The organism is Streptomyces sp. CC224B (assembly GCF_030010595.1).
Lineage (GTDB): Bacteria > Actinomycetota > Actinomycetes > Streptomycetales > Streptomycetaceae > Streptomyces > Streptomyces longispororuber.
Genome location: NZ_JASCXL010000019.1, coordinates 12,933 through 27,446, shown reverse-complemented (window position 1 = coordinate 27,446; position 14,514 = coordinate 12,933). Strand labels below are relative to the sequence as shown.

Genomic DNA, 14,514 nt, shown 5'->3' with positions numbered 1-14,514 from the left:
GCCGGATGTTCGCGATATCCGTGGGGGAGGGGGCCGAACTGCGCCCCCTGGAGCCCTGGAACGCCGAGGAGTTCCTGGAACACGTCGACCGGGCGCGGGAGTTTGCCGGTCCCTGGGTGCCGATGACCGTACTCACCAAGGACCTGGAGTCCGCCCGCGCCACCCTCCAGCGGTACGCGGACAGGCAGGCCGCGGACACCGGCCGCCTCTACGGCGTCTGGCTCGACGGCAGGCTCGTCGGCGGCACGCTCTTCCGTATCTTCGACACCGGCACGGACACCTGCGAGGTCGGTGTCTGGCTCGAACCCTCCGCCACGGGGCGGGGCCTGGTCACCAACGCCGTCCGCGTCATGGTCGACTGGGCCGTCGACCGGCGCGGCATGCACCGCGTGGAGTGGGTGGTGTCCTCCCGCAACGACCGCAGCAAGGCCGCCGCCGCGCGCCTGGGCTTCGTACGCGACGGCGTCCTGCGGGAGAGCTTCCCCTGGCAGGGGATCCGCCACGACATGGAGGTCTGGTCGGTCCTCGCCCCGGAGTGGCGCAAGGCCCGCGAGGAACGCCAGGCGGCCCAGACGCCTTAAGGCCCCTCTCAGACTCCCTAAGGCCCCTCTCAGACTCCGTCCGTACGGTGCGGAGCATGGGCACGAAGAGGACGAAGAGCGCGGTCGAGACGGTGGCGACGGACGAGGCAGTGGCGACCGACGAGGCGCGGGATTCCACCGAGGTGGTGTCGGAGGACGCCGCCGCAGCCGAAGCCACCGCCGCAGCGGAGGCCGATGCCGAAGCCGCAGCCGCAGCGGAGGCCGATGCCGAAGCCGCAGCCGTCGCCAAGCCCGACGGCATCGGGCAGGGCGCGGCGGCCGTCGTCGCCGTGGCGCTCGGCCTGGTGGGTCTCTCGGGTGGCTGGACCGGCACGGTCGCCTCCGCGCGCGAGTCGCTGATCGGGCAGCTCAGGACGTCCCGGAGCGCGAGCGTGGCCCGCCAGGTGCAGGAGGTCTACGGCGACTCCTGGAGGACGACCGCCCTGGTCGCGGGCGCCTTCGCGGTGGCGGCCCTGGTCACGGCCGTGGCCGTGCTCCTGCGCCCCGCCTTCGGCGACCCCGCACGCGTGCAGGCGCCCTGGGTCAGGTCCGTGGCGTGGGCGGGCGCCGCCCTGGGCGTCATCGGCCTGGCCCTGGCGGCGGCGAAGTACACGGACCTGATCCTCGGCCTGCCGTCGACGAGTTAGGCGGCCGGGCCGCGGGCGGACACGCCTAAGGCACCCCCGCACACCTAAGGCCCCCCGCCCTCCCAAGATGCGGAACCTTCCCGATGTGCCGCACCCCCCTGGGAAACGAAAGTGGAGTCCTCGCAGAACGCGGGACACCACCACCCAGGGGGACACGATGTTCGAGTACCAGCTCCACCAGTTCCGCGCCGCCGAGCTCGCCGAACAGGCCGCGCACCAGCGCCTCGTACGGGAGGCGCGAGAGGCCCGCAAGGCCCGCAAGGCCCGCCGGGTGTTCGGCCGGGACGGTGCCGAGGCGCGGATGGCGGCGGCCCGCACCGCGCCGGGCGCCCGCCCCGGCACCGGCCCGGCACCGGCCGACCGCTTCACACGCGCGGCCTGAGCGGCCGGGCAGGCCGCGCCGTGCCGCGCACAGCGAAAGCCGCTCCCACGAAAGCCGCTTCCACGAAACCCGCTCCCACGAAACCGCAGCTCTGTGCGATGCTCACCGCTGTGGAGACCAGGTCCGTCAGCCCCGTCTTCGTCGGCCGCGCCGACGAACTGCGCGTACTGAACGACGCGCTCGCCCGCGCCGCCGCGCCGCCCGCCGGTGAGCCGCAGGCCCTGCTGCTCGGCGGGGAGGCCGGCGTCGGCAAGACCCGCCTCCTGGAGGAGTTCGCGGCCGCGGCCACCGCCCGGGGCGCGGTCGTCGCCGTCGGCGGCTGCGTGGAGATCGGCGCCGACGGCCTTCCCTTCGCGCCGTTCTCCGCCGCCCTGCGCACCCTGCGCGAGCAGCTGCCCGCCGAGTTCGCGGCGGCGGCCGCGGGCCAGGAGGAGGAGCTCGCGCGCCTGCTCCCGGAGCTGTGCGACGCGGACCGGCGCCCGCGGACCACCGGCGGCCGCCCCGGCGAGGAGGCGATGGCGCGGCTGTTCGAGCTCACCGCCCGCCTCCTGGAGCGCGTCGCCGCCAACCGCACCGTCGTCCTCGTCCTGGAGGACCTGCACTGGGCCGACACCTCCACCCGCCACCTGCTCTCCTACCTCGTCCGGACGCTGCGCAGCGGCCGCCTCGTCGTCCTCGCCACCTTCCGCGCCGACGACATCCACCGCCGCCACCCGCTGCGCCCCCTGCTCGCCGAACTCGACCGGCTGCGCACGGTCCACCGCGTCGAGGTGCGCCGCTTCACCCGCGACGAGGTCGCGCGGCAGATGGCCGGGATCCTCGCCGCCGAACCCGACCCCAAGCTCGTCGACGACGTCTTCGAACGCTCCGACGGCAACGCCTTCTTCGTCGAGGAACTCGCCGTCGCCTCCCACGGCAACAGCTGCGCGGCGCTCTCCGACTCGCTGCGCGACCTGCTCCTCGTCCGCGTGGAGGAGCTGCCCGAGGACGCGCAGCGCGTCGCCCGGATCGTCGCCGAGGGCGGCTCCACCGTCGAGTACGCGCTGCTCGCCGGGGTCGCCGGGCTCGGGGAGGACGAGCTGATCGACGCGTTGCGGGCCGCCGTCGGCGCCAACATCCTGCTGCCCTCGCCGAGCGGCGACGGCTACCGCTTCCGGCACTCCCTGGTCCGCGAGGCCGTCGGCGACGACCTGCTGCCCGGCGAGCGCTCCCGCATCAACCGGCGCTTCGCCACCGCCCTGGAGGCCGACCCCGCGCTGGTCGCCGCCGACCAGCGCACCACCCGCCTGGCCAGCTACTGGTACCACGCCCACGACGCCGCGAAGGCCCTGCCCGCCGTGCTCAACGCCTCCGTCGAGGCCCGGCTCCGCCACGCCTACGCCGAGCAACTGCGGCTCCTGGAGCGGGCGATGGAGCTGTGGGACGACGTCCCCGACGACATCCGCGCCGCGCTGCGCCCCGCCGACTACACCGAGGTCTACCCGCCCTGCGGCTGCGACCCCGCCACCACCCCGCTGCACTACCTGGACCTCATGGCCGAGGCCGCCGTCGCGGGCCGCCTGTGCGGCGCGCGCGAACGCGCCCTGAAGATCACCAAGCGCGCCCTGCGCCTCCTGGACGACGGCCACGACCCGCTGCGCGCCGCCTGGTTCTGGGTGCAGCGCTCCCACCTGGTACGCAGCCTCGCCCGCGGCGACGGCTGGCAGGAGCTCGCCACCGCCCAGGACCTGGTGCGCGGCCGCCCGCCGTCGGAGGTGCACGCCGAGGTGTTCGCCGTCGTCGCGGGCTGGCAGATGCTGCACCACCCCGGCCCCGAGAGCCTCGCCGCCGCCGAACAGGCCGTGGACTACGCCCGGATGGTCGGCGCCTGCGAGATCGAGCTGACCGCCCGGCTCACCCTCGGCGGCCTGACGATCGACGCGGGCGACATCGAGGCCGGGTTCGCCGAGCTGTACGCCATCAGGGAGCGCGTCCTCGCCGACGGCACCGTCGGCCTCGTGGGCCGCACCCACATCAACATCCCCTCCATGCTCGAAGGCACCGGCCGCTCCCGCGAGGCCGTGGAGATGCTCGACGAGGGCATCGCCCTCGCCCGGCGGTACGGCCTGCGCGAGTCCGAGGCGTGGATGTGGGCCAACCGCTCCGAGTCCCTGTACGCCCTCGGCCGCTGGGAGGAGGCCACCGAGTCCGCCCACCGCGCCGGCCTGAGCGCCAAGCCGCGCGGCGGTGCCGCCCTGCGCCTGGCCCACATCGCCCTCGCCCGCGGCGACACCGCCGAGGCCGGGCGCCAGCTCGCCGTCGCCCGCAAGCAGTTCGGCACCCACGACTCCATGCCGCAGGACGCGCTGCCGCTGCACCGCGTCACCCTCGGCGTCGCCGCGGCCGAGGGCCGCCTCCTCGACGCCCGCGCCGAACTGGAGCAGGCCGTCGCCACCGGCTTCCCGCCCGGCACCCAGCGCTACGGCTGGCCGCTGCTGCTCGCCGCCGCCACCGCCGAGGCCGACGCCCGCGGCCTCGCCGTCGCCGGCCCCGGCCGCGCGGAGGTGCTGCGGACCATCCGCACCACCGCCAAGGCCCTACCCACCCGCGTACCGGTCTGGACGGCGTACGAGCTGTGGCTGCGCGCGGAACTCGCCCGGGCCGAGGGCCGCGCCACGGCCGACGACTGGCTGGCCGTCGTCACCGCCGTCGCGCCCCTGGAGCGGCCCTACGACCTCGCCCGCGTCCGCCACCGCCTCGCGGAGGCGCTGCTCGCGTGCCGGACCGCCACCGGGCGCCCGGCCGTCGGCGACGCCGACCGGGACCGGGCCGCCGAGCTGCTCCGCCAGGCGGGCGCGGTCGCCGCGCACCTGGGCGCCCGGGCGCTCACCGACGCCGTCGACCGGCTCGCCCAGCGGGGCCGCCTGTCCCTGACCGGCGCGGCGGCCCCCGCCCCTGCCGACCCCGCCGAGGCGCTCGGCCTGACCACCCGCGAGCGCGACGTCCTGCGCCTGGTCGCGGCGGGCCGCAGCAACCGGCAGATCGCCGAGGAGCTGTTCATCTCCCCGAAGACGGCGAGCGTCCACGTCTCGAACATCCTGGCCAAGCTGGGCGTGGCGGGCCGCGGCGAGGCGGCCGCCCTCGCCCACCGGCTGCGGCTGTTCCCCGCCGCCGAGGAGGAGGTGCGCGCCGCCGGGTGACCCGCGCCCGCCGAGTCCGCCCCGTCCGTCCCGGCCCGTTCCGCGCGCGCTCGCCTACCCTGGACAGCCGGACCGTCGTCAGCCTCGGGGAGGCACCGTGTTCAACGTGTTCGAGCAGCTCTTCGCCCCCGGGCGCAAACACACGGACGACGAGAAGAAGCGGCTGGAGCTGACCCGCGTCGACATCAACGACGGCGACCCCGGCCACGGCCCGATAGACCTCTCCTCCGGCAAGGTCGTGGTCCGTCTCCCCCAGCAGCCCGACGACACCCTGCCGCCCCACCGGGAAGCCCCGCCGGACGCGGCCGCCGCCGACCACGCCCCGCCTGCCGAGGCCCCGCCGGACGCGGCCGCCCCCGCCCAGGCCCTGCCCGACGACGCCCCGCCCGACGCGGCGGCCGTCCCCGCCCGGGCCCCGCGCCCGAAGGCCCCGTCCGACACGGCACCGCCCCCGGCCTGACCGCCCCGGCTACTCCACCTCCACCTCCAGGATCTTGTCGTCGCCCTTCTTCGGGGTCCCGCGCGAGTCCGTCTCGCTCGTCACCAGCCACAGCCTGCCGCCGCCCGCCGCGAGCACCGTGCGCAGCCTGCCGTGCTCCTCCTTCAGGAACGCCTCCGTCCGCGGCTCGCCGTCCACACCCCGCACGGGGATCCGCCACAGGCGCTCCCCGCGCAGGCCCGCCATCCACACCGAGCCCCTGGCGTAGGCGATGCCGCTCGGGGAGGCCTCGGACGTCTTCCACTGGGCCACCGGGTCGTGGAAACCGCCCTCGTTGCCCTTGCCCTCGGCCTCCGGCCAGCCGTAGTTGTCACCCGCCTCGATCTCGTTCAGCTCGTCCCAGGTGTCCTGGCCGAACTCCGAGGCCCACAGGCGCTTCCGCTCGTCCCAGGCGAGCCCCTGCACGTTCCGGTGGCCGTACGAGAACACCGGTGAGCCCTCGAACGGGTTGCCCGGGGCGGGTTCGCCGTCCGGGGTGAGGCGGAGGATCTTGCCGCCGAGGGACTTCTCGTCCTGGGCGAGGCCGGTCTCGCCGGTCTCGCCCGTGCCCACGTACAGCAGCTTGTCGGGGCCGAAGGCGATCCGGCCGCCGTTGTGGATCACGCCCTTGGGGATGCCCTTGAGGACCGTGTCCGGGGCGCCCAACTGCTGACCGGACGGCTTCCTCTCGTCGTACAGCATCCGCACCACGCGGTTGTCCGACTCCGTCGTTACGTACGCGTACACCATGTGGTCCGAGGCGTACGCGGGGGACAGCGCGAGGCCCATCAGGCCGCCCTCGCCGTCGGGGTCGGCCCCGGGCACCGTGCCGACCTCGGTCTTCTCGCCGGTGGAGCCGTCGACCCGGGTGATCGAGCCCTCGTCGCGGGACGACACCAGGAGGTCGCCGCCGGGAAGCGCGGCGAGGCCCCACGGCGACTTCAGGCCGGTGGCGAGCGTTCTGACGACCTTGGCGGAGCCCTTCTCCGGAGGCGGCTCGGCGCCCTTGCCGGACGGCGAGGCGCTGGGTCCGGCGGCGCTGGAGCGGGGGCTCCCGCCGTCGAACGGGCCGTCGCCGCCGTCGTCCGACGAGCACGCGGTCGCCGTGAGCAGGGTGAGGGCCGCCAAGGCGGCCGCCACCGCGGAACGTTGAGCACTCAGCACGGTCAGGATCCCTTCGACGTGGCGCTTCCCCCGTTCATACACCGCGCACGCCCCCGCGGCTCAGTCCCACGACCCCTGTGCCGGGGGCAGCGCCGCTATCTCCGCCAGGTCCCGCGCGGACAGCCGCACCCCGGCCGCCCCGGCGTTCTCCCGCGCCCACCGCTCCCGCTTGGCCCCGGGGATCGGCACCACCTGCGGCCCCTGCGCGAGCACCCAGGCCAGCGCGACCTGCGCGGGCGTCGCCCCGTGCCGGGCGGCGACCCGCCGCAGCCCCACGACCAGGGGCTGGTTGGCCGCCATCATCTCGGCGGTGAACCGGGGATGCCGGGCCCGCAGGTCGTCCGGCTCGAAGCCCTGCCCCGGCGTCAGCGTGCCGGTGAGGAAACCGTTCCCCAGCGGCATCGCGGCCAGGAAGCCCACGCCGCGCGCCGCGCACCAGGGCAGCAGCGCCTCCAGCGCCTCGGGCGACCACACGGACAGCTCGGCCTCCACCGCCGTCACCGGGAACACCTGCTGGACCCGCTCCAACTGGCGGATCGTGGTGTCGTGCAGACCGCCGCCGACCCGCCGCCGCGCCCGCGCCCCCACCGCACACAGGCCGAGCGCCCGCACCTTCCCGGCCGTCACCAGGTCGGCCATCGCGCCCCAGGTCTCCTCGATCGGCACCTCCGGATCCGCGCGGTGCAACTGGTAGAGGTCGATGGTGTCGGTCTGCAGCCGCCGCAGCGAGGCGTCGCACGCCCGTCTGACGTAGCCGGGGCGGCCGTTGGCGACGATGTGCTGATCGCCCACGAGCAGCCCGCACTTCGTCGACACGAAGGCCTCCCCGCGCCGCTCCCTGAGCACCCGGCCGACCAGGAGCTCATTGGTGAACGGGCCGTACATGTCCGCCGTGTCGAGGAGCGTCGTGCCCTGGTCGAGCGCCGCGTGCACGGTCCGCAGCGAGGCCTCCCCGCGCTGCCGGGAGCGGGAGTACGCCCAGCTCATCGGCATGCAGCCGAGTCCGACGGCGCCCACCCCGAGCGCTCCGGCGCCGATCGTCCTGCGCTCCACCTGGTCGAACCCTCCCGCTGTCCCCGCGTCTGTGCTGCGATTGTCCGGCTGTCCCGCGATCTTCGGTCCGGGCGGCACCCAACGTAACCTCTGCTCCCCGGACCGCCGCGTGCGGCCTGTTCGCACTAGCCTCCTGACCATGACGACCGACGTGTGGATGCCGTTCGAAGAGACCGAGGTCGACGGTCTGCCCGCCGCGGCCGAGGCGGGTCTCACGTACCGCTTCTGGGACGGCGGCCCGGACCTGCCCGCCGATCCGGCCGACTGCGCGCTGTACGTGGTGCCGTACATGAAGAGCGCGGACGTGGTGCTGCCGCCGCTGGCCGCCATGGCGTCGCTGCGGGTGGTACAGACGCTGACGGCGGGCGTCGACTTCCTCGAACCGGCCCTGGCGCTGCTGCCGCCCGGTGTCCAGGTGTGCAACGCGCGCGGCGTGCACGACGCCAGCACCGCCGAGCTCGCGCTGACGCTGATCCTCGCCTCGCTGCGGGGCGTGCCGCGGTTCGTGGAAGGGCAGCGCACCGAGCGGTGGCACTCCGGGTTCTACCCGGCCCTCGCCGACAGGTCCGTCCTGATCGTGGGGTACGGGGCCATCGGCGCGGCGATCGAGGACCGGCTCGCCCCCTTCGAATGCGCGCGGGTGGCGCGCGTCGCGCGCTCCGAGCGCACCACGGAGCGCGGAACGGTGCACGCGCTGGACGCTCTGCCTCGACTGCTGCCCGAAGCGGACGTGGTAGTGCTTTGCACGCCCCTCACCGACGCCACGCGTGGCCTGGTCAACGCCGGTTTCCTGGCGCGGATGAGGGACGGCGCACTTCTGGTGAACGTCGCCCGCGGCCCGGTGGTCGACACCAAGGCGCTGCTCGCCGAGCTGGAGAGCGGCCGGCTCACGGCGGCCCTCGACGTCACCGACCCGGAGCCGCTGCCCGCCGGTCACCCGCTGTGGCAGGCGCCCGGCGTGCTGATCAGTCCGCACGTGGGCGGCTCCTCGTCCGCGTACCTGCCGCGCGCCCGCCGCCTGCTGGCCGCCCAGCTGCGGCGATACGCGAGCGGAGCGCCTCTGGACAACGTCGTTCTCACGACGTCCTAGCTCGGTCGCGATGTGCGCCGTACGAGTGTGACGCCCTTTTTCTCCCACCTGCGAAGCGCCCGTAAGCCGGTCAGGAACGGTCGATATCCGGCGCCGGGTGACCGCCTGGAACCGACGCCGTCCCATCTCTGCACGCTCCGCACTCACTCATGTGCGCCGCGTGTCCACATTGACGAGCGCGGTCACACTGCGTAGAGCGGACCTGTCCCTGAGTGACGAGCCTGGTGTATCGTCCCCGACAGGGGATGCGCCGCGCACCGTATCGGCGCCAGGGGATGAGTAACGGCACTGCGAGGGGGGCGACGGGCGATGCACGGCCAATGGGCGAACGATCCGACGCGGCGGGACCACCGCCCGCGACTCTCGCGTACACCGGCCCGCGGCGGCAGGTACCGCGTCCGGCGCAGGGACCCGCGCCGCGCCGCCCGGCGCCGGCCGCACCCGCCGGAGGCGGGCCCATGGCAGCCGTCCAGGCGGGCGAGCGCCCGCCGCTCCCCAGGCCCGGGACCCCGCGCCGGCCGCCGGCGGGCCCGGCGGGACGGCCCTGTCTTGTCGACGGGACTCCGCCGCGTCTGGTCGACGGGACTCCTCCGCTCGACGGGACTCCTCCGCCGCACCGGCCCGGCGCCGGGCGGACCCCGCCCCACGGCGGCGGGTCCCCCGGGCGCGGGCCCGGCGCACCGCGCGACCCGTGGGCACGGTGGTGGCCCGGACCGTGGCGCCGCCACCCGGAGCACCGCCACCCGGAGCGGGGCCGCGCGGTGAGCGGGCAGACGGCCTCCGCGTCCGTGCTTGACGGCGGGCTCGGCGCGCCCCTGCCCGCACCGGGCGGACCCGCGGCCCGGCGCCCGGCCCCCACCGGCACGTGCCTGCTCTCCCAGGTACTCCTGCTGCTCGTCTGCGGAGGGTACGCCACCGGCTCCGCCCTCGGCTGGGGCTCCGACCGGCTCGCGCTCATCATGGGGGACTTCGGCCTCAGCGCCGCCGCCGCGGCCGCCGCCGTCTCCTGCTTCCTCTACTCCCGCACCCGGCGCAGCCGCTTTCGACCCGCATGGCTGCTGTTCGCGCTCTCCTCCGCGATGGCGGCCTGCGGCAACGGCGTGTGGGGATGGCACGAGGTCGTCCTGCGCGAGCCCGTGCCCGAGCGGGGCTTCGCGGACCTGTTCTTCCTGTGCTTCGCGCCGCCCGCCATCATCGGGCTCCTGGTGCTCGCCAAGCGCCCGGTGACCCGGGCCGGCTGGGTCTGCCTCGGGCTCGACGCGTGGCTCATCGGCGGCTCGCTGCTCACGCTCTCCTGGAGCCTCGCCCTCGCGCACACCGCGCAGTTCGACGGCCCCGGCGTCGCGCACGCCGCGCTGTCGCTCGCGTACCCGCTCCTGGACATCGCGCTCGTCAGCATGGTCCTGGCCCTGCACTTCAGACGGTCGTCGGCCAACCGCACGGCGGTGAACACCGCGATCGGCGCCCTCGCGCTGACCGTGATGTGCGACGCGCTGTTCACCTCGCCGCTGCTGCACGCCAGTTACCGCTCCGGCCAGCTCCTCGACGCCGGCTGGTTCGCCGGGTCGCTGCTCCTCGCGTACGCCCCGTGGGCGACGCCCCGGCGCGCCGAGGCCGAGCCCGCGCCCGGCGGCGAGCGGCCCTACGGCCGGGCGCGCGGCTCGGACGTGCGCTGCGTCCCCGCCGAGTGGGCCGACGACGGGCGCTATGCGACGACCCGTCCCATCGCGGGCTCGCTCGCCGCGCTCACGCCCTACCTGGCCGCCGCGGTCTGCACGCTCGGCATCCTCTACAACGTCCTGAACGGCCGCAGCGTCGACGAAGTCGTCCTGTTCACCGCGGGCACGGTCGTCCTCGCGCTCGTCGTGCGGCAGGGCATCATGCTGCTCGACAACATCACGCTGACCCAGGAGCTGGCCCAGAAGGAGAACCACTTCCGCTCCCTGGTGCAGGGCTCCAGCGACGTCATCATGATCGCCGCGCCGAGCGGCGTCCTGCGGTACGTCAGCCCGGCCGCCGCCGGGGTCTACGGCCGCGAGGCCGACGAACTCGTCGGCTCCGAACTCGCCTCGCTCATGCACCCGGAGGACCTCGGCCGCGTGGTCCACGAGGTGCGCCGCTTCCTCGCCGCCAACCCCGTGGACGAGCCCACCACACGCATCGAGTGCCGCTTCAAGTCCGGCAGCGGCGAGTGGCTCAACGTCGAGTCCACCGTCAACCGCCACCACGGCGGACTGATCTTCAACAGCCGCGACGTCACCGAACGGGTGCGCCTGCAGGCGCAGTTGCAGCACAACGCCGAGCACGACCCCCTCACCGACCTGCCCAACAGGGCACTCTTCACCCGCCGGGTCGCGCAAGCGCTCGGCGGTCGAAGAGTCACCGACCGGGGCACGGCCGTGCTCTTCATCGACCTCGACGGCTTCAAGGCCGTCAACGACACCATCGGCCACCAGGCCGGCGACGAGCTCCTCGTCCAGGCCGCCCAGCGGCTCCAGGAGGCCGTCCGCGCCTCGGACACCGCGGCGCGCCTCGGCGGCGACGAGTTCGCGGCCCTCATCGTCGGCGACGGCACCCGCGACCAGAAGGCCCGCGAGAAGCACATCCTGGAGCTCGCCGACCGCCTGCGGCTGAGACTCTCCCAGCCGTACGACATCGACGGCAACGATGTCCGGGTCGCCGCGTCCATCGGCGTCGCCTTCGCCGAGCCGGGCGTCGGCGCCGGCGAGCTGCTGCGCAACGCCGACCTCGCGATGTACCGCGCGAAGGCCGGCGGCAAGGACCGCGTCGAGCTGTACGCGCCCCAGATGCAGGCCGACGTCGCCCGCAAGGCCGAGCTGGCCACCCGGCTGCGCAGCGCCCTGCACGAGGGCGAGTTCACGCTGCTGCACCAGCCCGTGGTGGCCCTCGGCAGCGGCCGGATCACCTCGGTCGCCGCCCAGGCGCGCTGGCGCTCGGCCCACGGCGTGCTGTTCACGCCCGCCGAGTTCCTGCGCGCCGCCGAGGGCGGCGACAAGGCCGCCGAGCTGGGCCGCTGGCTGCTCCAGGAGGCCGTCGAGCAGGCCGCCGAGCGCGGCCGCGCCGGGCACGCGGTGCCCGTCACCGTGCGGGTCGGCGCGCGCCGCCTGGTGGACCGCTCGCTGCCGCTCGGCTCCCTGGAGGCGCTGCTCACCCGGCACGGCCTGCCCTCCGGCGCGCTCGTCATCGAGCTGGCGGACACCGACGCCCGGGTCGGGTTCGACGAGCTGGAGCGGCGCCTGACGTCGCTGCGGCGGCTCGGGGTGCGCGTGGCGCTCGACGGCTTCGGCGGCGGCGCGGGCATCACCGCGCTGCGCCGGCTGCCGCTCGACATCCTCAAGCTGGACCGGGGGCTCGTCGAAGGAGTGGTGGAGTCCGCTCGCCTCCACAAAATCACGTCTGGTCTCCTGAGGATCGCCACCGACCTCGGTGTGGACTCCGTCGCCGACGGCGTCGACCACCCCGAGCAGGTGGTGGCGCTGCGCGCCATGGGCTGCACGCACGGGCAGGGCATGGCGTTCTCCGGCCCGCTGGACGAGTACCGCCTGCGCCGGGCCCTCGCGCTGGGGGAGTACCCCGTCCCGCGCGGCCCGGTGGAGCCGGTGTGCGTGGGCGGCCCGGCGGACCCGGACGCCTTCGGCGCGGCGCCGGACGCGTTCGGCGGCATGGGCGCGGCGTACGCGGCCGGGACCGTTCCGCTGGGCCGCTCACATAATGAGACGCCCGTCCCACCTACTTGACAGGTGGAGCGCGCCGGAGGGAGGGTCTTGGCCATGCGCACCCGAATTCTCGTACTTGGAAAGCGCGTCGGCTGAAGCTGGGAAGCGATCCGGGCCACCGGAGACACACCCAGCGACCGCACCCGGCGCGCTCCCCTCGCTTGCCTCACGGCACGAGGGGTTTTTTGTTGCACCAGTGCCCTCCAAACCCAGGCAAAGCACCCACGCCACACCCGCACGACCCCGCAGCGTCACCCCAGAGTTCTCCGCCAGACCTCAGCGACAACCCTCAGCTTCGAGAAGAGAATGCCGATGACCGAGCAGGCCACCGGGGCCGGCCAGCCGCAGCCGCGGCCCCGAACCTCTGGACAGCAGCAGTCCGCGCCCGTCGAGCACGTCACGGGCGCGCAGTCCCTGATCCGCTCGCTCGAGGAAGTCGGGGCGGACACGGTGTTCGGCATCCCCGGCGGCGCCATCCTGCCGGCGTACGACCCGATGATGGACTCCACGCGCGTCCGCCACATCCTGGTCCGCCACGAGCAGGGCGCGGGCCACGCGGCCACCGGGTACGCCCAGGCCACCGGCAAGGTCGGCGTCTGCATGGCCACCTCGGGGCCCGGCGCCACCAACCTCGTCACGCCCATCGCGGACGCCCACATGGACTCGGTGCCGCTGGTCGCCATCACGGGCCAGGTCTCCTCCAAGGCCATCGGCACCGACGCCTTCCAGGAGGCGGACATCGTCGGCATCACGATGCCGATCACCAAGCACAACTTCCTGGTCACCAAGGCCGAGGACATCCCGCGCACCATCGCCGAGGCCTTCCACATCGCTGCCACGGGGCGCCCCGGCCCCGTCCTGGTCGACATCGCCAAGGACGCCCTCCAGGCCCGCACCACGTTCTCCTGGCCGCCGCAGCAGGAGCTGCCCGGCTACCGGCCGGTGACCAAGCCGCACGCCAAGCAGATCCGCGAGGCCGCGAAGCTCATCACCGCCGCCAAGCGCCCCGTCCTGTACGTCGGCGGCGGTGTCATCAAGGCCCGCGCCACCGCCGAGCTGAAGGTCCTCGCCGAGCTGACCGGCGCGCCCGTCACCACCACCCTGATGGCGCTCGGCGCGTTCCCCGACAGCCACCCGCTGCACGTGGGCATGCCGGGCATGCACGGCAGCGTCACCGCCGTCACCGCGCTGCAGAAGGCCGACCTGATCGTCGCCCTCGGCGCCCGCTTCGACGACCGGGTCACCGGCAAGCTGGACAGCTTCGCGCCGTACGCGAAGGTCGTGCACGCCGACATCGACCCGGCCGAGATCGGCAAGAACCGCGCCGCGGACGTGCCCATCGTCGGCGACGCCCGCGAGGTCATCGCCGACCTCGTCCAGGCCATCCAGGCCGAGCACACCGCGGACCGCACCGGCGAGGCCGCCCGGACGAACTACGCGGCCTGGTGGGCCGACCTCAACCGCTGGCGCGAGACGTACCCGCTCGGCTACGACCACCCCGACAACGGCCAGCTCTCGCCGCAGCAGGTCATCGAGCGCATCGGCCGGCTCGCCCCGGAGGGCACGATCTTCGCGGCGGGCGTCGGCCAGCACCAGATGTGGGCCGCGCACTTCATCCAGTACGACCACCCCGCGACCTGGCTCAACTCCGGCGGGGCCGGGACGATGGGCTACGCGGTCCCGGCCGCGATGGGCGCCAAGGCCGGCATGCCCGACCGGACCGTGTGGGCCATCGACGGCGACGGCTGCTTCCAGATGACCAATCAGGAGCTGACCACCTGCGCCCTGAACAACATCCCGGTCAAGGTCGCCATCATCAACAACGGCGCCCTGGGGATGGTCCGCCAGTGGCAGGCGCTGTTCTACAACCAGCGCTACTCCAACACCGTCCTGCACTCCGGCCCCGACGCCGACGGCAAGCAGCCGAGCGCCGGCACCCGCGTGCCGGACTTCGTCAAGCTGTCCGAGGCGATGGGCTGCCACGCCATCCGCTGCGAGGACCCCGCCGACCTCGACAAGGTCATCGAAGAGGCCAACGCGGTCAACGACCGCCCCGTCGTGATCGACTTCATCGTCCACGAGGACGCCCAGGTCTGGCCCATGGTCGCCGCGGGCACCTCCAACGACGAGATCCTGGCCGCCCGGGACGTGCGCCCGGACTTCGGCGACAGCGCGGACGACTGACAGCACCGAGAGCACCAGG

General features: G+C 74.5%; 10 protein-coding genes. 8 read left to right on the top strand and 2 right to left on the bottom strand.

All coding sequences use genetic code 11. The features are described from left to right. Positions 1-5: 5 nt before the first annotated feature. The 5 genes from QK440_RS10140 to QK440_RS10120 all read left to right on the top strand — a co-directional run bounded on the left by QK440_RS10140 (position 6) and on the right by QK440_RS10120 (position 5,249). Complete coding sequence (locus QK440_RS10140; RefSeq protein ID WP_282792689.1) at positions 6-581, top strand: GNAT family protein; 576 nt, start codon at positions 6-8, stop codon at positions 579-581. A 56-nt stretch (positions 582-637) separates the two neighbouring features. Continuing rightward, positions 638-1,228 carry a hypothetical protein gene (locus tag QK440_RS10135; protein ID WP_282792688.1) on the top strand — a complete coding sequence of 197 codons (591 nt, stop codon included), beginning with the start codon at positions 638-640 and terminating at the stop codon, positions 1,226-1,228. Between the two features lie 157 nt (positions 1,229-1,385). Beyond that, positions 1,386-1,610 carry a hypothetical protein gene (locus tag QK440_RS10130; protein ID WP_282792687.1) on the top strand — a complete coding sequence of 75 codons (225 nt, stop codon included), beginning with the start codon at positions 1,386-1,388 and terminating at the stop codon, positions 1,608-1,610. Between the two features lie 98 nt (positions 1,611-1,708). Beyond that, the gene (locus QK440_RS10125; protein ID WP_282792686.1) at positions 1,709-4,789 is read left to right on the top strand and encodes a helix-turn-helix transcriptional regulator; all 3,081 of its coding nucleotides are present in this window, start codon (positions 1,709-1,711) and stop codon (positions 4,787-4,789) included. A gap of 97 nt (positions 4,790-4,886) precedes the next feature. Next, positions 4,887-5,249 carry a DUF6191 domain-containing protein gene (locus tag QK440_RS10120; protein ID WP_282792685.1) on the top strand — a complete coding sequence of 121 codons (363 nt, stop codon included), beginning with the start codon at positions 4,887-4,889 and terminating at the stop codon, positions 5,247-5,249. A 9-nt stretch (positions 5,250-5,258) separates the two neighbouring features. Here the strand turns inward: QK440_RS10120 and QK440_RS10115 are convergent, their stop codons facing one another. Together QK440_RS10115 and QK440_RS10110 are read right to left on the bottom strand one after the other, a co-directional pair. Then, positions 5,259-6,407: a PQQ-dependent sugar dehydrogenase gene (locus QK440_RS10115; protein WP_282792684.1), complete on the bottom strand. Its 1,149-nt coding sequence runs from the start codon at positions 6,405-6,407 to the stop codon at positions 5,259-5,261. Between the two features lie 84 nt (positions 6,408-6,491). Further along, a complete protein-coding gene (locus QK440_RS10110) occupies positions 6,492-7,484 on the bottom strand; it encodes an aldo/keto reductase (protein ID WP_282792683.1) in 993 nt (330 codons plus the stop codon). A 139-nt stretch (positions 7,485-7,623) separates the two neighbouring features. Here QK440_RS10110 and QK440_RS10105 point away from each other — a divergent pair, with 139 nt between their 5' ends. The 3 genes from QK440_RS10105 (at position 7,624) to QK440_RS10095 (ending at position 14,495) form a co-directional block, all read left to right on the top strand. Continuing rightward, the gene (locus tag QK440_RS10105; RefSeq protein ID WP_282792682.1) at positions 7,624-8,574 is read left to right on the top strand and encodes a 2-hydroxyacid dehydrogenase; all 951 of its coding nucleotides are present in this window, start codon (positions 7,624-7,626) and stop codon (positions 8,572-8,574) included. A gap of 815 nt (positions 8,575-9,389) precedes the next feature. Further along, positions 9,390-12,332, top strand: coding sequence for an EAL domain-containing protein (locus QK440_RS10100; RefSeq protein WP_282792739.1), 2,943 nt, complete (start codon positions 9,390-9,392; stop codon positions 12,330-12,332). A 285-nt stretch (positions 12,333-12,617) separates the two neighbouring features. Further along, positions 12,618-14,495: an acetolactate synthase large subunit gene (locus QK440_RS10095; protein ID WP_282792681.1), complete on the top strand. Its 1,878-nt coding sequence runs from the start codon at positions 12,618-12,620 to the stop codon at positions 14,493-14,495. Positions 14,496-14,514: the final 19 nt, after the last annotated feature.